This window comes from Microbacterium xylanilyticum, assembly GCF_054654695.1.
Map to the genome: position 1 here is coordinate 3,579,856 of NZ_BAAIEN010000002.1, position 19,126 is coordinate 3,598,981.

General features: G+C 69.3%; 19 protein-coding genes. 6 read left to right on the plus strand and 13 right to left on the minus strand.

The features are described from left to right. Positions 1–149 precede the first annotated feature (149 nt). The 5 genes from ACYQ1L_RS17845 to ACYQ1L_RS17865 form a co-directional block, all read right to left on the minus strand. A protein-coding gene (locus tag ACYQ1L_RS17845) for an IS3 family transposase (protein WP_460002701.1) occupies positions 150–1,327 on the minus strand; the annotation gives its coding sequence in 2 pieces (ribosomal slippage) (positions 150–1,058 and positions 1,061–1,327; 1,176 coding nt in all). A gap of 724 nt (positions 1,328–2,051) precedes the next feature. Next, positions 2,052–2,387: a type II toxin-antitoxin system HicB family antitoxin gene (locus ACYQ1L_RS17850; protein ID WP_460005348.1), complete on the minus strand. Its 336-nt coding sequence runs from the start codon at positions 2,385–2,387 to the stop codon at positions 2,052–2,054. Next, positions 2,384–2,611: a toxin HicA gene (locus ACYQ1L_RS17855; protein ID WP_460005349.1), complete on the minus strand. Its 228-nt coding sequence runs from the start codon at positions 2,609–2,611 to the stop codon at positions 2,384–2,386. Before ACYQ1L_RS17855 ends, ACYQ1L_RS17850 begins: the two co-directional genes overlap by 4 nt. A gap of 121 nt (positions 2,612–2,732) precedes the next feature. Next, the gene (locus ACYQ1L_RS17860) at positions 2,733–3,884 is read right to left on the minus strand and encodes a sensor histidine kinase (protein ID WP_460005350.1); all 1,152 of its coding nucleotides are present in this window, start codon (positions 3,882–3,884) and stop codon (positions 2,733–2,735) included. A 295-nt stretch (positions 3,885–4,179) separates the two neighbouring features. Beyond that, positions 4,180–4,923, minus strand: a complete 744-nt coding sequence (locus ACYQ1L_RS17865; protein WP_460005351.1) for a response regulator transcription factor — start codon at positions 4,921–4,923, stop codon at positions 4,180–4,182. A 148-nt stretch (positions 4,924–5,071) separates the two neighbouring features. On the opposite strand from ACYQ1L_RS17865, the gene ACYQ1L_RS17870 reads away from it, so the two are divergent. Next, positions 5,072–5,530: a DM13 domain-containing protein gene (locus tag ACYQ1L_RS17870; protein WP_460005352.1), complete on the plus strand. Its 459-nt coding sequence runs from the start codon at positions 5,072–5,074 to the stop codon at positions 5,528–5,530. Further along, positions 5,527–6,105: a hypothetical protein gene (locus tag ACYQ1L_RS17875; RefSeq protein ID WP_460005353.1), complete on the plus strand. Its 579-nt coding sequence runs from the start codon at positions 5,527–5,529 to the stop codon at positions 6,103–6,105. Before ACYQ1L_RS17870 ends, ACYQ1L_RS17875 begins: the two co-directional genes overlap by 4 nt. Positions 6,106–6,184: 79 nt before the next feature. Here the strand turns inward: ACYQ1L_RS17875 and ACYQ1L_RS17880 are convergent, their stop codons facing one another. Next, on the minus strand, positions 6,185–6,721 hold the full coding sequence (locus ACYQ1L_RS17880; RefSeq protein WP_460005354.1) for a DnaJ family domain-containing protein: 537 nt from the start codon (positions 6,719–6,721) through the stop codon (positions 6,185–6,187). Positions 6,722–6,998: 277 nt separating this feature from the next. On the opposite strand from ACYQ1L_RS17880, the gene ACYQ1L_RS17885 reads away from it, so the two are divergent. After that, the gene (locus ACYQ1L_RS17885) at positions 6,999–8,372 is read left to right on the plus strand and encodes an HNH endonuclease signature motif containing protein (RefSeq protein ID WP_460005355.1); all 1,374 of its coding nucleotides are present in this window, start codon (positions 6,999–7,001) and stop codon (positions 8,370–8,372) included. On the opposite strand, the gene ACYQ1L_RS17890 is transcribed toward ACYQ1L_RS17885, so the two are convergent. Both ACYQ1L_RS17890 and ACYQ1L_RS17895 read right to left on the minus strand, forming a co-directional pair. Then, positions 8,362–9,504, minus strand: a complete 1,143-nt coding sequence (locus ACYQ1L_RS17890) for a sensor histidine kinase (RefSeq protein WP_460005356.1) — start codon at positions 9,502–9,504, stop codon at positions 8,362–8,364. The two genes, ACYQ1L_RS17885 and ACYQ1L_RS17890, sit on opposite strands and share 11 nt — an antisense overlap. Next, entirely contained in the window at positions 9,501–10,139 is a 639-nt protein-coding gene (locus ACYQ1L_RS17895; RefSeq protein WP_460005357.1) for a response regulator, read from the minus strand. Before ACYQ1L_RS17895 ends, ACYQ1L_RS17890 begins: the two co-directional genes overlap by 4 nt. A 366-nt stretch (positions 10,140–10,505) precedes the next feature. Between ACYQ1L_RS17895 and ACYQ1L_RS17900 the strand changes: the two genes are divergently transcribed. Next, complete coding sequence (locus ACYQ1L_RS17900) at positions 10,506–11,282, plus strand: rolling circle replication-associated protein (protein WP_460005358.1); 777 nt, start codon at positions 10,506–10,508, stop codon at positions 11,280–11,282. Positions 11,283–11,453: 171 nt separating this feature from the next. On the opposite strand, the gene ACYQ1L_RS17905 is transcribed toward ACYQ1L_RS17900, so the two are convergent. Then, positions 11,454–12,851, minus strand: a complete 1,398-nt coding sequence (locus tag ACYQ1L_RS17905) for a recombinase family protein (protein ID WP_460005359.1) — start codon at positions 12,849–12,851, stop codon at positions 11,454–11,456. Positions 12,852–13,242: 391 nt separating this feature from the next. Between ACYQ1L_RS17905 and ACYQ1L_RS17910 the strand changes: the two genes are divergently transcribed. Continuing rightward, complete coding sequence (locus tag ACYQ1L_RS17910) at positions 13,243–14,547, plus strand: MATE family efflux transporter (RefSeq protein ID WP_460005854.1); 1,305 nt, start codon at positions 13,243–13,245, stop codon at positions 14,545–14,547. Between the two features lie 79 nt (positions 14,548–14,626). Here the strand turns inward: ACYQ1L_RS17910 and ACYQ1L_RS17915 are convergent, their stop codons facing one another. The 3 genes from ACYQ1L_RS17915 to ACYQ1L_RS17925 all read right to left on the minus strand — a co-directional run bounded on the left by ACYQ1L_RS17915 (position 14,627) and on the right by ACYQ1L_RS17925 (position 17,794). Then, positions 14,627–15,811 carry a hypothetical protein gene (locus ACYQ1L_RS17915; RefSeq protein WP_460005360.1) on the minus strand — a complete coding sequence of 395 codons (1,185 nt, stop codon included), beginning with the start codon at positions 15,809–15,811 and terminating at the stop codon, positions 14,627–14,629. A 121-nt stretch (positions 15,812–15,932) separates the two neighbouring features. After that, the gene (locus ACYQ1L_RS17920; RefSeq protein ID WP_460005361.1) at positions 15,933–16,592 is read right to left on the minus strand and encodes a response regulator; all 660 of its coding nucleotides are present in this window, start codon (positions 16,590–16,592) and stop codon (positions 15,933–15,935) included. Next, entirely contained in the window at positions 16,589–17,794 is a 1,206-nt protein-coding gene (locus tag ACYQ1L_RS17925) for a sensor histidine kinase (protein WP_460005362.1), read from the minus strand. The genes ACYQ1L_RS17920 and ACYQ1L_RS17925 overlap by 4 nt, the downstream gene beginning before the upstream one ends. Positions 17,795–18,050: 256 nt before the next feature. Here ACYQ1L_RS17925 and ACYQ1L_RS17930 point away from each other — a divergent pair, with 256 nt between their 5' ends. Further along, the gene (locus tag ACYQ1L_RS17930) at positions 18,051–18,275 is read left to right on the plus strand and encodes a hypothetical protein (RefSeq protein ID WP_460005363.1); all 225 of its coding nucleotides are present in this window, start codon (positions 18,051–18,053) and stop codon (positions 18,273–18,275) included. Positions 18,276–18,321: 46 nt separating this feature from the next. Here ACYQ1L_RS17930 and ACYQ1L_RS17935 read toward each other — a convergent pair whose 3' ends face one another. After that, a complete protein-coding gene (locus tag ACYQ1L_RS17935; protein ID WP_460005855.1) occupies positions 18,322–18,978 on the minus strand; it encodes a TrmH family RNA methyltransferase in 657 nt (218 codons plus the stop codon). Positions 18,979–19,126: the final 148 nt, after the last annotated feature.

Genomic DNA, 19,126 nt, shown 5'->3' on the forward strand with positions numbered 1-19,126 from the left:
CGTCTTATTGGGGTCGAATATCCCACCGTTTCCGGTAACCCCGCACGCGAGGTTCTTGAATGACGGATCCCAGCCCATAGGTGCGCAGGTAAACGTTCCGCCATTGAGGTGCACTCGGGCGTGAAGCAGGAATCGGTGACAGATTCGGTTTAGGCCGCGAGAGATTGCGGCTCGGTTAGCTTGGCTTCGAAGTCGATCGGCGTCAACCCGCCGAGGGTGTCCTGTGCTCGTTGGCGGTGATACTTCCGCTCGATCCAGACGACGATCGCGAGGCGCAGTTCCTGCCGGGTGGCCCACCGCTGCTGGTTGAGGACGTTCGTCTGCAGCAGCGACCAGAACGACTCCATGGCGGCGTTGTCTCCGGCGGCGCCGACGCGACCCATCGATCCAACCATGTCATGACGGCGCAGCTCGCGGGCCATCGCCCTGCTGCGGAACTGGCTGCCCCGGTCAGCGTGCAGGATGCACCCGGCGACCTCACCGCGACGAGAGACGGCGTTGCGGACGGCATCGACGGCGAGCTTCGCGGTCATCCGGTCGCTGATCGAGTAGCCGACGATGCGGTTGGAGAACACATCCTTGATCGCGCAGCAGTAAAGCTTGCCTTCGCTCGTCCGATGCTCCGTGATGTCCGTGAGCCACAGCCGGTTCGGGGCATCGGCGCGGAACACCCGCTGCACGTGATCGTCGAACACCGGCGGGCCGGTCTTCTTGCCCTTCCCACGTCGCCGGCGCTGCGCGGACGAGAGGATCCCGGCCTGCGAGCACAGCTTCCACGCCGTGCGCCGGCTCATCCGCCATCCCGCCCGGCGGGCTTCGTCGGCGAGGTATCGGTATCCGAACGTCGGGTCGTCGTGATGCGCGTCATGCAGCGCGTTGATCCGATACGCGCGGAGCATGTCCGCGTCCCTGACGGGATCGTTTCGCCACCGGTAGTAGGGCTGTCTTGCGAGCTTGAGGACCCGGCACGACACCGTCACGGGAATCCCCGCGTCGGCGAGCTCAGATACGAGCGGGTACGTCATTTTGGGGAGCCACCGAGTCTCAGGTTCGCCTGCGACAGATACGCCGCCGCTCGCCGGAGGACCTCGTTCTCCTGCTCGAGGAGGCGGATCCGCTTCTTCAGTTCACGTGCCTCGGCAGCGTCCGCGGCGGTCTGACCAGGACGGTTGCCTTCCTCGACGTCGGCCTGACGGAGCCAGTTCTGCAACGTCGCCTCGCTGATACCGAAGTCGGTCGCAACCTGCTTGATGGTGACGCCGCTCTCGCGGCTGCGAGCAACCGCGACAACGTCTTCGCGGAACTCTCTGGGATAGGGACCGGGCATGATGACATCCTTCCCGCCAGCGCCTCCCGGCACTAACGATCAGTTGTCACCGATTCGTTCCTCACGCCCAACTCTGCGAACCGGCGCGTCCCCTACGCCAATAGCCCGGATAGTTCCGGTCCCCAGATTCAGAATCGAGCTGTCCCGAGCTCTCATCCTGGACACAGAATGGACCCAATCGAGCCCCAGCGCAAGACTTATGACGAAACCGCTATTTCGGAATTCTGAGGACCGAGCGGCTGCGGAACTCGACGGGCAAACCCGATGGCGCGGTGTGCCTGCCGCGCGCTTCCGCTAGGGTGCTCCCCATGGAGTTCTGGGGAGTTCTCCGCACGGCCGAGGCGGGCTACGTGTACGCCGGAGCGGTGCTCGGCGCGTTGACCACGCTCGCCATCTTCGTCGTCGTCAACGCGATCGTGCGCGACTCTCCGGCGCGTCGGGTCCGTCGCGCCGAGCGCGCAGCGCCGGCTCAATCGCGCAGTCCGCTCCGCTGCGCGGCACGGCATCGTCCCGCGCCCGCTGCCGCCGACGCCGCAGCCGTTCTCGGGCCGTGTGGGCGCGGTCGGCCCGGTCGATCGCTCGGGCTTCGTGGAGCCGGGCGGCCGGCAGCCCGGCCCTCGAGATTGGACGCCGGGCGAGCGCTGACGGGACTGATCACGAGATTCGACGTGCGAGTTCCCCAGGTACATCACTAATCGCGGCTATCCATGCAGTCGGTGTCGGATCAGGTCCCGATCAGGCGATTCGCCGCGAGGCGGTTCAGCGACACGTGCTGCTCCGCGGCATCGAGCGCAAGCCGACGGTGCGCCTCCGGGGTCAAGCGCACCATAAACTTGCCGGAGTACGCCCGATCCGCGACCGGCACCGGCGCGCTCTCACCGGCCGCTTCCATATCCTCGAGAACGCTCGCGACCAGGTCGCGGATGCCATCGAAGGCCTCGCGCTGAACGTCCGCGATCCACGACAACGACGGCAGCTCCGCCACGGTACCCACGAACGCATGATCCTCAGCCGACCAGCGGACCCGATAGGTGTAGTGATCTGCATTCACCTTGGTCATCGCGTTTCCCCTTCCAGCTTGTCGATTGCGGCGAGTACCTGTCGCACTTGATAGGGCTTCGCCATGCCGTGATCGTCCTGGATGTTCACCCGGGGATCGCCCTGCCACGGCATGCGATAGACCCGATGGGAGGTTCCTCGCTGCCGAGGCTCCCCGAAGTAGTGATCGCACACCTTCGCCAGGTCCGCGAACCGCACTCCGAGAGCACTGGCGCGCATCTGCATCAGCAGCTTCTCTACCCCGCCATACGTGCATAGTATCTCTATTGATACTATCTCGGATTGATGCGGGGGGACGCGTGTCGACCGATCCGTTCGGTGGACTCAGGGACCGGACGGTCAGGAGTCAGGCCGCGGGCGCCCCGATGGGCAGTTCCACCTTCAGGCAGAAGCCGTCGTCGGTGTGCTCGGCGAACACGTCGCCACCGTGTGCCCGCGCGAGACCACGCGCGATCGCCAGCCCCAGCCCCGCACCCGAGGCAACCGCATCAGGCGTGCTGCCCGCGGTGCGAGACGGATCCGACCGCCACCCCACCTCGAACATCCGGTCCAGATCCTCGACCGCGACGCCGCTGCCGTGATCGAGCACGACGAGCACGAGCCGATGCGGCGACGGCGCCTCGGCGAACACGAGGATCTCGGATCCGTCCGGCGCGTGCCGCACGGCGTTCGTGAGCAGGTTGACGATCACACGGGTGAGCTGATGCGGATCCGCCCACAACACGTGCCCCTCGATCCCCTGCTGCGCGATCCGCACCCCGTGCTGCCCCGCGGCGGCGCGCACGTCGGCGACCGCATCCGAGACGACGTCGAGCAGCTCGACCTGCTCGGTGCGCAGTCGCAGCGACCCCGACGTGATGCGCGACAGCTCGAACAGGTCGTCGACCATCCGCCCCATCGTGTCGACCTGGGCGCGCACCTGCGCGGGGAACGCGGCTGGATCCGCGAGCCCCGCCTCGGCTGACTCGGCGAGCGCGCGGATCGCCGTGAGCGGGGTGCGTAGGTCGTGCGAGATCCAGGCGAGGAACCGGCGCCGGTCGGAGTCGAGGCGCTCGAGCTCTGCCCGCGCGTCACTGAGCTTCGCGGAGACCTCGGCGAGCTCGGCCGACAGGTCGTCGAACTCGCGCCAGCCGCTGGATCCGCCGTCGACGACGTCACCCTCGCCGACCCGTCGCACCGCGGCGGATAGGTGCTGCACCGAGCTGCGCGCGGCACGCGCAGTGATCCAGGCCGTCGCGAGCGCGCACAGCAGCGCCGCGCCGAGCACCCAGACGAGCACCGTGAAGTCGTGCGCTGACAGGTACATCTCGGCAGAGATCGCGAGCACCCCGGTCGCCAGGGCGAGCACCGACGCGACCCCGACCACGACCAGCCGGAACGTGAGCCCTGCCCGCCGCGCCCGGCGCAGCACCAGCACGGCGGCGAGCGTGACCACCGCCGCGCATCCGAGTGCGGTCAGCACGATGAGCAGCACGTCGAACGCGCCGAGCGGCATCATGAGCGCGCTCCGCTTCCGTGCCTCGGGTCGCCGGCGGTCACGCCCGCCCGGCCGGCGGCGGGGCGCGGGTCGGCGGCGCGGCGCGGGTCGCCGGCGGTCACGCCCGCCCGGCCGGCGGCGAGATGGAAAACGCCGTTGCCAGCGCCTTCGGAGCAGCGAAATCCATCTCCGCGCCGCCCGGCAGGCGCGCTCAAGATGGAAAACGCTCCTGCGGACGCCCCACGAACGACGAAATCCATCTCCTCGCCCCGCTCCACACCCTGCTCCACGCCCCGCCTCACACTCCGCCTCCGGCTCATTCCCCGGCCACCTCGGTCGTTCCCGGCCGGATCGACCCGGATCCATCCGCCGAGAACCGGTACCCGGCGCCCCACTCGGTGAGCAGGTGCGCCGGGTTGCGCGGATCGCGCTCGATCTTCTCCCGCAGCCGCCGCACGTGCACGGTCACCGTGGAGCCCTCGCCGAACGACCACCCCCACACCTCCCGCAGGATGTCGTCCCGCGAGAGCACTTCGCCGTCGTGCTGCACGAGGTGCGCGAGCAGCTCGTACTCCCGCGCCGCCAGCACCACCTCCTCGCCGCGTACGTGCACCCGCCGGCGGGCCGGATCCAGGCGGAAGTCGCCGCGCACGATCTCCCGCGTCGGCGCCGCCGCTGCCCGCGACCGGCGCAGCAGCGCGTCGACCCGCAGCAGCAGCTCACGCAGCGCGAACGGCTTGACCACATAGTCGTCGGCGCCGTTCTCGAGCCCCTCGATGCGCTGTTCGACCTCGCCCAGCGCCGTGAGCATGATGATCGGCACGGCGGAGCGCCCTCGCACGTCGCGGGCCAGCTCGTCCCCGCTGATCCCGGGCAGCATGCGGTCCACGATGAGGACGTCGGGCGGATCCGCACGCACGGCACGCCGCGCCGACACCCCGTCGCCGAACGCGTCGACGAGGTAGCCGTTCGCGCCGAGGTAGCGCTCGACCGCGACCCGCACGGTGGGGTCGTCCTCGACGAGCACCACCCGGGGCACGGAGGTTCCGGGCGTCTCCATGCTCAGAGACTATCCCTGTCGCGAGAGCCGGATCCGAGTTCCTTACGGCCTCGAAAGAACTCCCCCGCGGCCATTCCGGCGTGCCTAGCGTCGGATCCGTTCTCGACCGGCGGATCCATCGCCGGTCTCCCCCAGGAATGGAGCAATCATGCGCAAGACCGCACTCGTCCCCGCCTCGCTCGGGGTCGCCGTCCTCGCCCTCGGGCTGACCCTCGCGGGCTGCAGCTCGACGCCGACCGGATCCTCGCCCTCCGCCGACACGATGTCCCACTCGCCGATGCCGTCGGCGTCGCCGATGGACCACATGTCGAAGACCGGCACGTTCATGGGCCTCAACGGCAAGTCCGTCAAGGGCACCGTGACGATCTCGGGATCCGAGCTGACGCTCGCCGGGTTCTCCTCCGACGAGGGGCCCGACCTGCACGTCTACCTGACGAACGGCACCGACGAGGCCGCGGTCTCGGCAGGGATGCAGATCGATCCGGTGGCGTTCGACAAGGACTCCCAGTCGTTCATGTTGAACGGCGTCGACACGTCGAAGTACACCGACGTCGTCATCCACTGCGACAAGGCCAAGGCGGTGTTCGGGGCCGCTCCGCTGTCATGACCGCCGTGGGGACCGGCGCCGCGGGGGCGCCGTCTGCCGCGGGTGGGCCCTCGGCCGCGGGTGGGCCCTCGGCCGCGCCGTCGCATCCGGCCGGGCCGGAGGCGCGGCGCGGGGCGGGCCTGCTCCGCGCGGGGGCGGTGGTCGGCGCGCTCGCCCGGATCGCGGTCGGGGTGCTGTGGCTCGGCGAGGGCTCGCTGAAGTACCGCGCCGGATTCGGATCCGCCGACATCCTGCTCGTCGCGCAGGGATCCTCCGGCAACAGCCGGGTGCCGTTCTACTTCCGGCCACTGGGGGCGCTCATGCAGGCCGCGCCCGCGCTGTTCGGGTTCGCGATCCCTGCCCTCGAGGTCGCGCTCGCCGTGCTGCTCGTGCTCGGGTTCGGGCGCGTGCTGACCACGCTCGCGGCGCTCGGATCCGTCGCCACGCTGATGCTGTACTGGTCGTCGGACCAGCTCATCGCGCAGTACCCCGTGATGACGCTGCTGTCGGCGGTCGTGCTGGCCCTGCCCTGGGGCGGCAGGCTCGGGGTGGCGTGGCTGTGGCGGCGACGCCGGGCCCGCCCCCGGGGTCGGTGAGCGAGGACGCGCGCAGCGCGACCGAGACGAAACGCGGCACCCACCCGAGCCCGGCTTCCGCCGCCGGGTCTGCGCTGGCTCAGCCGCGACGGAACCAGCGCTTCTTCGGTTCGGCCGCAGCGGCCGGCTCGTTCGTCGCGGCCGCGTCGCGACGCTCCCGCCAGGCGTCGACCTCGGCGACCACGTCCCGCGGCTTCGTCACCACGGGCGGACCGCCGAGCAGCTGACGCCGCGCCTCGATCACGCGGCGGTTGAAGTCCTCCAGCACGGCGCGGACGTCCGCCTCGCGGTGCAGCGAGTCCAGCTGCGCCTCGAGCTCGCGGTCCTCCACGCGCAGCATGAGCGCGGGCGGGCCAAGACCGGTGAGGTTCTCGCGCTCGATCTTGCGCCGGATCCACCAGTCCGGATCGTGGTGATCGCCGAGCCCGGGGATGGGCTTGCCGGCGCCCGGCAGATCGTCGAACTTCCCCTGGCGCATCGCGACCTGGATCGCCGTCTCGACGATCGCGGGCATGGTCTCGGCGTTCAGCGTGGACGGCGGGGGCGTGGCCTCGCCGGCTCCGCGGCCCAGCAGCCGCTCGGCGTGCGAACGACGCCGCTGTTGCTCGTCGACCATCGCGCTCCTCCGGTTCTCGTCGGACCTCGGGTCGTTCCAGCGTACGTGCTGCTGCGTGGCCCGCGGGGGCTCGGGGTCGCGCTCCCCGACTGGTCGCCGCCTCATCGGTCCCTGAGCTTGTCGAAGGGACATCGCGGTCCCCTGCAGGGCTTGACTCGACCCGCGGGTAGCCGTCGATTGTCCTCCACAGGTGGGTATCTGGACGAGTTCTTCACAGGTTCCGTTTTGGCATGTGATCTGGTGTTCGAATGTCGGTGACCCCCGCTTGAATGGGGGTATGACATCGACCGCGGCACAGGTTCTCGAGCAGCTGGATGGACTGCTGGAAGAGCTGTGCGCGTCACCGGAGATGTCGACGTGCTTCGACGGTCTCACTGGCGCGGATCTGGTGCCGGCACTGCAAGCCGCCGGCGCCGTGCGACGCCTGCTGGACGCGGTGATCACCGGACTGGTGGGGCAGGTCGAGGACCGGGACCGTCGCCTGTCCGCCGAACGGGTGTCCCCGACGGTGGGGTGCCGGGATGTGACTGAGCTGCTGCGGAGGGCGTTGCGGACGGACGTCGGGACCGCCAGGCAGTTCGTCCGTGCCGCCCGAGCCAGCCACCGGGACGTGCAGCTGTCCAGCGGTGATCTCGCGCCGGCGCGGTACCCGGCGATGGCCGCTGCCCTGCGGGACGGGGTCGTGTCCGTGCCGGGGCTGCTGGCCGCGATCGGGCCGGTGGAACGCGCCGGGAACCGGATCACCGCCGAGGAGCGGGAAGCGGTCGACGCGCTGCTCGCCGCGACCGCCCGCGGTGAGGATCTCCGCGACGAGCGGGGCCGTCCGGGACCTGCGCCGTCGACGGATGAGCTCGCCGAATACGCCCGGGCGGTGATGCTGGCGTTGGATCCGGACGGTGCGGAACCCGAGGATGCGAAAGCCGACCGCAATCGCGGGTTCTGGATCGGGAGACTCCGCGGCGGCGTCCACCCGATCGGCGGCGGGCTGCTCCCCGAAGTCGCCGGGCTGCTGCAACGGCTCCTGGACGCGTTGAACAACCCCGCCGCGGGCCAGTCACCCGACCTCGGTGCCGATGCCGGCCCGGCCGGTGGTGACGCGGACGGCCCGGAAGGTTCCCCGAACGTCGGCGGTGTGCACTTCGAACCCGACAGCGACCCTGACGATGACGACATCGATGGGCTTCCGACCCCGGACGATCTCCGCACCCGCGCGCAACGCAACCACGACAACCTCACGATGATCCTCGCCGCGGCTGCAGCGAGTGGCGCCATGCCCGACCTGGGTGGTGCCGCGCCGACGCTCGTGGTGTCCGTCACGGCGGAGGCGTACGCGACCGGACACGGGCGGGCGTTCATCGAAGGCACCGGCGACGACGTTCCGTTGTCCGTGGCCCGGCACAGCGCCTGCGCCGGCGGGATCCAACGGGTGCTGTTCGACGAGCACGGGCAGATCGTGTCCATCGGGACCACCGCCCGCATCTTCACCGCCCTGCAACGCCGCGCCATCCAACTCCGCGACCGGGAATGCATCATCCCCGGCTGCCACATCCCCGCCACCTGGTGCGAGATCCACCACGTCCGGGAATGGGCGGACGGCGGCCCCACCCACACCAGCAACGGCGCAAGTTGGAAAGCCGCCCCTAGTCGTTGACGCGTATCGTCATCTTGAACGTGGTGCTGTAGGTCCCTGGGAAGCGTCGAGGCTCGTCGTCAGATTGATCTACTGACAGTCCGAGCCCTAGAACCTCCGACACCCGCTCTGCCGTAGCGAGACCGATTCCTTGCCCCGTGCTCTCGACATTGCGCGCGGCCGCGGCGCGGAATCCGGGGAGAAAGATGCGGCTACGCTCCGAGGGTTCAATCCGTGGTCCAAGGGAATTGAAACTGATCTCGACATCGGAGCCGTGCTGGTCGAAGCGGATTACCGCATCCGACCCGCCAGGCGCATACTTCACGAGGTTGTCCAATATCCCCTGCACGACGGCACCAATCGCTTGCGAGTTGTATGTCGCACTGGCATGGCATTCACCTTCTAGACGCAGGTTCAGTTCCTTCTGACTTGCTTGATATCGATAGATGCGCGCGTACTTCAGGATCATCGGGTGGATCTTGAACTTAGAGCGCCGCTCGTTGGCGCGCTGTGGATCCTGCAGAAAAACCAGCGAATCCAGCTTCAACACCATCAACTGAGTCGTGAAGTAGATCGACCCTTCGATCGGCGATCGCTCTGCCGCGTCTTGTGCGGGCATCCCTGGATACTTCTCTGCCAGGAGAGCTTCAGCGTGACCCTGGACTAGCTTTGCCAGCTGAAGAAAGTCATGACTCTGTTGTACGTTTCGTTCGAAGTCCCGCCTAAGCTGGTCGACGAGAACTTCGTGCATCTCTGGCTCGCGCTCGAGCCTCTCGAGGACCTCTGCCTTAAGTACATCTAGGTCGGTTGTAACGCCAGCGCCGAGGGCGCGCGCGCTCTCGACCGAATGGGCGATTCGTCTTGCTGAGAACCGCCGTTCAGCTTCGGTACGAAGTCGCTTTCGTGCCCGCGAACCCAGATCGACGCCATCCGTGGCAAGAACTCCCACGACCAGACGGCTGTCGTCCACTCGCGCGTAGGTGAGTCCATACCGGCAGATCTTCGGCTCTCCGACAGGCGCCTTGTCATCGGTGGAGCACATCCGGGTTGGGCATCGCGAGCAATCAGGATGTACATCCAACAGGGTGCCGTCAGAGAACGTCCCGTCTGCAAGCGTCGGAAATGGAAACAACTGCCAGACGTCGGCGCTCATTTGAGGAACAACGCAATGATCGAGATTCCAACGGTGACGACCCGAAGCGCCGTGTCAACTTGCGTCGCATCAGGAAGACGGGAGCGGAGGTAACGCTCCAGACGAGCAGTGTTTCCACTTCGGAAAGCTGCATTGGCATACCGAACGGCCTTGGGAGCCATCGCCGCGCTCGTTCCCAATTGTTGATTCATCCGCGAGATAAAGTACCCGGGTGAGGACTGTGTAAGCAAAAGTCGATCGACTTCGTCTTTGTACTCCACGTAAGTTGAACTCTTGTCAAGGAATGCGTCAGCCAAAATGATGTACCGACTCGAAGACACACTATAAGTGTCGGAGGAGTACAGGATAACCGCCTGAGCTGGATTCGTCTTCTTGATGTGCTCGAGGATTCCGAGGCCCTGCTTGTCCGGACTCTCTGCCATCCCCACGCCTTGGACGTCCAGCAGGATGAGTTGGTAGTGACCGTCGGTCAACTGGGAGAGGTTCTTTATGTAAGGCCACCGCTCAACGTGGTACCCGTCCCGTGTGAAGGTCTTTTCGGCCGGAAACACGTGATCATCAATTACGAGGATGCGCGCGTGCTTCCTCACTTCCTCGATCGTGAGGGCAACTTCATTGTGGGATCCAAGCGCCATGGAGCCAAGCGTATTGTCTCGGGCGGCGTAGCCGCGCCTGGACTTGAATCTGCAACATAACTCGGGGTCGCGACTGTGGCGTCGTCGGCAAGGAATCGCGGAGCGATTCCGCGGCAGGCGCGCCGCAGCGCGGCGCCTGTGCGGTCGCTGTGAGCTTGCCTTCCTCGAATGACACGCCTGTGATTCGCTGGCTATCCTGCTGGTGAACGGTGGCTGGAACTCACACAGAGTAAGAACTCAAGCGCTTCGGCATCTAACAAGCCTCACAACGCAGACAAACAACGCAGGCCTCCACAGCCGGGCCAACCCTGACATGACAAGTGGGCCGTTCGCGTCTCTGTCGTGCTGTCTGTGTGAGGTCTCTCGATGGTGTCCGAGCTGTCCCCGGCTTCCTGGTCGTTGGCTCGTCCCGATGCAGGTTGGTCGTTCACTCTTGTCCCTGCTGCCGGTGAGGGCGGCGGCTCGTTCCGCTCGTCTCTCCGACGTGTTCCCGAGTACGTGGCTCGCGGTGAGGCGTCCGATCCCGACCGCGCGGCCGCGGAAGCAGCGCGGCGTGCTCGCTCGAAACTGCGCCGATACTGCGCCGCGAATGTGCTGAACCGGTTTGGGACCCTCACCTATCGCGGTGAAGGGAACCACGATTCGGCGCTAGTACGGGACCATCTGGGCGCGTTCTTCCGTGATCTACGGGCGTCGCTCGGTGGGGACTCGTTCCCGTATGCGTGGGTGCCGGAGTGGCACAAGACCGGCCACGGGCTGCACGCGCATTTCGCATTAGGCCGGTTCATCAAGCGCAGCATGATCGAGGCAGCGTGGCCGCACGGGTTCGTCTCGATCAAGCTGCTCGGGAACTTGCCGGTCGGATCAACGAAGCTGTCCGAGGCGCGGATCGCGGGCGGGTATCTGGCGAAGTACGTCGCGAAGTCGTTCGCTGACCCGGTGGGCCGGGAGCTCGGCTCGCACCGATACGACGTCGCGGAGGGATTCCAACCTGAACGGGTCCGGTTCACAGGCCCCAGCCGGGATGCGGTGCTCGAGCAGGCGTCCGCGCATTTGGGGTCCGCTCCGGGTGTGGTGTGGGATTCGGCAGAGTCGGAGCAGTGGCCGGGCCCGCCGACGGTCTGGGCACAGTGGGGGCGATGATGGCCGCGATCGATCCGCTCGCTGTCGCCGCGTGGGTGGCGCGGACCTGTCAGACGCAGGGGGTGCCGGTGTTCGTTTCTGATCCGGGCGTGCTGTCCCAGGTGCGGAGGGTGGTAGGAGCCGGCGGGCCGGGAGCGGGGCCCCGTAGGGGCGCGCTCCGGCCGGTGGCTCCTACACCGCCCACACCGGGATGATCCGGTCGGGATAGAACCGACCAAGACGCTCCGCGGGCTGGATCGTGGCGTAGTCGAGCACGGTCCTGATGATCGCGTGTTGGCGCTCCAGGTTCATGGTCGCCCATCCGACGCGCAACGCGTCGCCCTGGCCGATGATCTGCGCCAGCGCATGGCCCCCAGCGGCGCGGGCGAGCTGCTGATCGATCATCGTGAGCTGTCGCTCCAACGGATCCCGTGCAGCCTTCCACTCCATACGTGAGATCTCGCCTTCGGAGAACATCTCGCTCAACTCCACCATCCGCGCCTGCAGCTTCTCCCGCTCGGCGGTGAGTTCCGCATGTCGAGTGTCTTGCGCCTGCTGGCCGGTGAGCACAGCTTCCATGTCGGCCGTATCGAGCCGGTACAGCACGGCAGCGGTGAGCCATTCCTCGACCGGCGGCGCAGCGACCGTAACCCCGCCGCATCCGCGATGATCCGGACCCGACATGCACACATAGCGGCGTTCATCGCCGCGAGCGGAGGAGAACAGCTTCCCGCCGCACTTCCCGCACCGCAGCATCCCCGACAACAGGTAACGGCGCGGGGCTCGTCGTCCAGCCGCCTTCTTCGCCACCGCGACGGCGAGGATTCGCTCGCGGTCCTCAACGCTGATGATCGGATCCCACATCGCCTTGCCGACAACCTCACCCAGATGCGAGCGCAACCCCGCGATCCGTGCACTGTGCAGCAGGTTCCGGACCGTGGTGGATCGCCACGCCGCCCCGCTGGACGTGGGAACGCTGCGGTCTTCCAGATCCGTCGCGATCGACCGCGTCGACTCCCCGCTGATGTACCGATCGGCCATCTCTTGCACGATCTGCGCCTCTGCTGGGTTGATCGTGATCTTGTCCGCCTCGTACCCGAACGGACGATTCGCGCCACCGCCCGGCCTGCCCTGCTCGGCGTTCTGCCGCGCCTTGCGCCGCAACCGCTCCGACTTGCGGCCGGACTCCTTCGCCGCGAACGCCGCGAAGATGCGCGCGGTGAACAAGCCATCGTCCGTGCCGAGGTCCACGTCTGTGGTGACGGTCGCGACCTGATGTACCCCTGCCGCCTTGCAGACCTGCGCGAACTGCTCCAACTCGATTGGACGGCGCGTGAGCCGGTCCATGTTGTACACGATCACCGCGTCCCGCAGCCCGTCTCGTACATCCGCAAGCATCCGCTCATACTCCGGGCGGACCTTGCCCGAGAACGCGGACACGTCGTTGTCGACATACTCCGCCCCTACCGTCCACCCGCGATCCGCGGCAAGCTTGCGGCAATCCTCCAACTGCCGCTGCACACCGAGCGCGAGGCCGGTCGGGTCGGACGAGATCCGCGCGTAGACCGCTGCGGAACGTGGCTTCTCCATGACGGTCATATTACGAACTCACCAGTAACGGGGTCGCCCTGTGCTGGCACCACCACCGCACCCTCGAAACCTCCGGATGGCAGATCCGCATGCACCACGGTGTCCCCGAACTCCGCGGCCCCGCATGGTGGGACCCCTACCGGGACTGGCACCGCCCCCGCACCCGCACCGGCGACCCCCACCGCATCCACAGCGACCTCACCCACGCCGGAGCACCACCCGGGCGCCCCAGCTCGGGATGATCCCGGCAGCGCGCATCCCGGGTGTCCGTCCTCGCCCCTAGGCTCGAACGGTGCCCTCGCCGACCCCGAACGAAACCCCCAACGGAACCCCGGGCCGTCCGTCGCGCGCAACCCCGAACGGACGGCCGGCCCCGAAGCCGGCCTCCACGCTGAACCGCGAGATCCTCCGGCTGGCGGTTCCCGCGCTCGGCGCTCTCGTGGCGGAGCCTGCGTTCCTCATGGTCGACGCGGCACTCGTCGGCCACCTCGGCACCACGCCGCTCGCGGGCCTGGGTATCGCGTCGGCGATCCTCCAGACCATCGTGGGGCTGATGGTCTTCCTGGCGTACTCGACGACGCCCGCGGTGGCGCGACGGTTCGGCGCCGGCGAGCACGGCGACGCCGTGTCGGTCGGCATCGACGGCATGTGGCTCGCGCTCGGGCTCGGGGCCGTGCTCGCCGTCCTGGGATCCCTGCTGACGCCCGCCGTGATCCCCCTGTTCGGCGCGACCCCGGCCGTCGCCGCACAGGCCACCGCCTACCTCGCCCCGTCGATGTGGGGCCTGCCCGCGATGCTCGTCGTCTACGCCGCAACCGGGCTGCTGCGCGGCGTGCAGGACACCATGACGCCGCTGTGGATCGCCGGCATCGGGTTCGCGGCGAACGCGCTCCTGAACGCCCTCTTCATCTACGGCTTCGGCTGGGGCATCGCCGGATCCGCCTTCGGCACCGTCGTCGCGCAGTGGGGCATGGTCGGCGCCTACGTGATCGTGATCGGCCGCCTCGCCCGCCGGCACGATGCGTCGATCTCGCCCGAGCTGGGCGGGATCCGCGGATCCGCACGCTCCGGAGGCTGGCTGTTCCTGCGCACCGTGAGCCTGCGCGTCGCCCTGCTGGCGACGGTGGCCGTGGCGACGGACATCGGCACCCGCGAGCTCGCCGGCTGGCAGGTGGTGTTCACCGTGTTCTCGGCCGCGGCCTTCGCGCTCGACGCCCTCGCGATCGCCGCGCAGGCCCTCATCGGCAAGAGCCTGGGAGCAGCGGACCCGGACGGCGCACGGCACGTGCTCGCCCGCACCGTCGCCTGGGGCGCGTGGTTCGGCGTGATCGTCGGTGTGCTCATCGCCGCCCTTTCCGCGGTCATCGGCCTCGCCTTCACCGGCGACGCCGCGCTCGCCGCCCTCATCCAGCCGGCGCTCATCGTGCTCGCCGTCGCCCAGCCGATCGCCGGCGTCGTGTTCGTGCTCGACGGCGTTCTCATGGGCGCCGGAGACGCCCGCTACCTGGCCCTCGCCGGCGGCCTCAACCTCGTGCCGTTCCTCCCCGCGCTCGCGATCATCGTGGCCACCGGCGTGGCGGGCCTGGCAGGGCTGGTCTGGCTCGCGATCGCGTTCTTCATCGTGTACCTCGGCGCGCGCCTGACCACTCTCGGACTCCGCGTACGCACCGGCCGCTGGCTCGCGATCGACGTCTGAGCTCGGCGCGCAGAGGTCCCGCGGAACGGCCGGCCGGACGGCGACGTCCGGGCGGCCGTCTGCGGCGACAGGAGGCGGGTCAGCCCCGCTGCGGCTCCCGCTGCTCGATCGTCTCGAGCTCCCGCGTCGCCCGGGCCTGAAGCGCCTCGGAGAGTCCCGGATCCCCGACTGCCCGCGGCGAACGCTGCTGCCGGGATCCGCTCGTGTGACCGCGGTGCAGCGCGTACCCCCATGTCGCGAGCGCGAGCAGCGGGCCCCACAGCCAGAAGGGCAGCACGAGGAGCAGCTCGACCGTGCTGATCCCGAGCGGCGCGCGGCCGATCTGCCAGAACACCATCTCCCAGCCGCCGGTCGTGAACATCACGGCCACGAACGACGCCGGAATCACCACCAGTCCGACCGGCACCGGCCGGCCGCCGATCCCGCCCATCCAGCGCGGGAAGCGGTCGCTCCACGGCAGGCACAGCATCAGCGTCAGCACGCCGGCCGCCAGCATCGCCGAACCCAGCAGCAGCCCGGTCAGCAGCATGATCGGCTGCAGCGCGGCCGCGTCGCCCCCGAACAGCTTCCACGGCGTGAGCCAGCTGGCGCGCGCCACCGCGTACGGCATGGCGCAGAGCGCTGCGGCGACGGTCAGGACCGTGCGATGCCGTCGCACCCCGCGAGCGAATCCGCTGCGCGCCCGCGGGTCACCGAGCACCCAAGCGGCCAGCGCGCCGGCCGTCGCGAGATGCGCGACCGAGACGAGCAGCAGAGGCCCCCGCTGACCCAGCGAGACGAGCACGAGCGGCAGCCACTCGCCCAGCGGCAGCCACAGCGAAACGAGCACGACGCCGCTGACGCCCACGGCGAGCATGAGGATCCCGATGAGCCGGCGCCGCAGGAACAGCAGCACCAGCATCGCCACCACCCCTGCCGCGACGACGAGCACGAAGCTGTAGCCGGCGGCCGGGATGATCCCACCGGGCGTGCACGCCGCGACGAGGAAGGCGACCGTCATGGCAGCGATCCGCAGTGCTGTCGGTGCAGAGGGGGATGCGGTCGGCCGACGCAGGGCGAGCGCGGCGACCGCGACGGCCGCGAGGCCGGCGGCGAGATCGACGACGGCGGCGGCTCTCACACCGACGAGGCTCTCGGCGAGGCCGGGGATGGTCGAGTGCGGCAGCACCTGCGGAAGCAGCAGCGCGAGCGCGCCGAGCACGGACGCGACAGCTCCGAGCGCGGCCGAGACAAGGAGCAGTGTGAAGCGGGTTCTCGAGTTCATGCCCCGCACGCTACGGATCCGGGCATACCCACCGCCTCGCCCTCCGAGGCGGTTCCCCCTCACCCGCGCGGGTGAACCAGGACGATGCGGTGCCGTGGGCCGCAGGGCCCACGGGTCGCGATCAGCGCCCCGGCCAGCGTACGCCGTTCTCGTACGCCCAGATCACGACGTGCACGCGATCGGTGAGGCCGAGCTTCGCGAGGATCGCCTTCACGTGCGTCTTCACGGTGTTCTCGGAGAGGAACAACATCCTCGCGATCTCCTCGTTCGAGGATCCGGCGGCGAGCGCCAGAGCGACCTCCCGCTCGCGACCGCTGAGCGGCGCCAGCGCCGCCTCCGGGTCGGACGAGGGCGCCCCGTCGCGCACGAACCCGAGCAGCGCCGTCGTCGCGCGCGCCGACATCGCGGCATCCCCGTCGGCCACCGCGGCGATCGCGTCGCCGAGCTCCTGCGGGCTCGCGTCCTTGGTGAGGAAGCCGCTGGCGCCCGCGCGGATCGCGTCGAGCACGTATGCGTCGAGGTCGAAGGTCGTGAGGATGAGGATCCGGGACGAGGGCTTCAGCCGCAGGATCTCCCGCGTCGCGCTGATCCCGTCCATGCCGGGCATCCGGATGTCCATGAGCACGACGTCGACCACGTGGGCGTGCACGTGCGCGATCGCCTCATGCGCGTCGGCGGCCGTCACCACCTCCACGATGCGCGGGTCGCGCCCGAGCATCATCGCGACCGCCTCCCGGAACAGCTCCTGATCGTCGACGACGAGCACCCGCAGCCCGCTCACGCGTCCCCCTCCAGCACGGGGAGCTCGACCCGCACCGACCATCCGCCGGACCCGCCGGCTCCCGCCCGGAACTCCCCGCCGGCGAGCCGGATCCGCTCGGCCAAGCCCACGAGACCCGTACCGGCGCCGAGCCCGGCGTCGCCCGCCCCGGAACCCCCGTCGTCGGAGATCTCGGCGATGACGCGAGCGGCCGTCCAGGTCACGGCGACCTCGATCCGCACCGGCGGAGCCGCGTGGCGCACCGCGTTCGTGAGCCCCTCACGAATCGCGCGGTGCAGCGCGAGCATGGCCGCCGCGGAGAGCGGCCGTCGATCGCCCGTCTCCGTGAACACGGCCTCGCACGTGGGACTGCGCACGGCATCGACGAGCGCCGGCAGCGCGTCGAGAGTCGGGATCGGCTCGATCGGCGCGGATCCCTCCGCCGCGACGATGGAGCGCATCCCGCGCAGCGCCTCGCGCCCGGTGGAGATGACGACGCCGAGCGCCCGCTCGCTGACGCCGGGATCCTCGCGCACCACGGCGCGCGCGACCTCGGACTGGGCGATCATCACGGTCATCGCGTGCGCCACGACGTCGTGCAGCTCGCCGCTGATGCGCGCCCGCTCCTCGGCGATCGCCTGCTCGACGCGCATCCGCATGCGCTCCTCCGCCCGCGCCGTCGAGGACCGGATCAGCAGCCCGCACGCCCAGGCCGCCGTGACCGCCGCGGTGAGTCCGAGGAACGCCCCGAGTCGCAGCAGCACCGGATCCAGCCCCGGAGCGGGCGTCCCGAAGGCCGGCTCGACGAGCGCGATGAGCCCTGCCCCCAACACGCCGACGCCGAGCGCCGCCGCGGACAGGGGGATCCGCCGTCGCACCGCCACCTGCGCGAGACACAGCACGAACGCGAGCGCCGAGGGGTACATGGCCGCAGAGGCGTCGCGAGCCGCGGGGAACGCGACGAGGGCGAGCATCACGGCGCTCGCGACCGCGAAGCCGGCGACGGGACGTCTCACGGCGAGCAGTGACGCCCCGTGCAGCGCGACGAACGCGAGGGCGAGGAGCACGACCGCGACGACGCCCGGGCCCGGTCCGGGCCAGGCGAGCGCCGACAGGCTGACCGGCAGCAGCACGACGAGGGCGACGAGAGCCACGATCAGGGCGCCGACGCCGTTGCGGCGCGCGCCACCGCTCACCCCCGTCGCGCTTCGCACGGTCCCCATGCTGGCACGGGTCCCGGCGCCGCGTCCTCACCCGTGAGGATGATCCGCATCCAGGGAAGGTCGGCGACATTCCCCTCTGCCGCCGCGGGAAGCGTGGGACCGACCGCATGAGATCCTCCACCGCGGCGTGCTCGGATCCGATCCGCACAGGGCGGATCCGTGCCGTCCTGTGCACAGGTTCCGGCGGCGGCCGTCAGGATCGCGACTCGTCCTGGCATCCCGATCGGATCAGAGCGACACTGGAGGGGTGCTGACCATGAACGAACCGCAGGTGTGGACGCTGATCGGCGTGTTCGCAGCAGGCATGTTCGGCATGATCACGATCGTGTCGACCATGTTCGTCCGGGTGGTGCGTGGCGAGATCGGCTCATTGCGCGCAGAGATCAAGGGGGACATCGCGGAGTTGCGCTCAGAGATCCGCAGCCTGGATCGCGACGTGAACGCCCTGATGAAGCACACGTTCGGCATCGACCGCGACTGACCGCATCCGCCGTCCCCCGGTTGGCGTGACGCGACCCGGCCCGCCATCAGCCCGCGTGCCGTCGGCACCACTCGTACATGATCACGGCCGCCGCGGCGCCGGCGTTGATCGAGCGCGTGGATCCGTACTGCGTGATCTCGACGTGCCCGGAGGCCGCGGCGAGCGCCTCGTCGGAGAGCCCGGGGCCTTCCGCGCCGAACAGCAGCACGCAGCGCTCGGGCAGCTCCGCCCGGTCGACAGGCACAGCTCCCTCGAGATTGTCGACCGCGATGATCGGGATCCGCTCCGCCGCGGCCCAGGCCGCGAAGTCGGCCACCGTCTCGTGGTGCACGACGTGCTGGTAGCGATCCGTGACCATGGCGCCGCGCCGGTTCCACCGCCGCCGGCCGATGATGTGCACCGTCTCCGCGAGGAACGCGTTGGCGCTGCGCACGATGGAGCCGATGTTCATGTCGTGCTGCCAGTTCTCGATCGCGACGTGGAACGCGTGCCGGCGGGCGTCGAGGTCGGCGACGATCGCCTCCATGCGCCAGTAGCGGTAGCGGTCGACGACGTTGCGACGGTCGCCGTGGGCGAGCAGCTCGGGGTCGAAGCGCTCACCCGCCGGCCACTCCGCAGGGCCGCCCGGCCACGGCCCGACGCCGTGCGCCGCCTCGACCTCGCGCTCGGGCATGGGATCCGGTGTCGCCTCGGGCTCGGCCATGGACTGAGCACGCGGCTCCGGCGCCGCCGCCGACTCGGCGTCGGATGCGGCGGCGGGCTCGGGATCCTGCATCACGCCAGCGTATCCGGCGGCGGTGCTGCGAACAGCGCCGCCCTTCGTCTCGCTGCGCTCGCCCAGGGACCGGAGT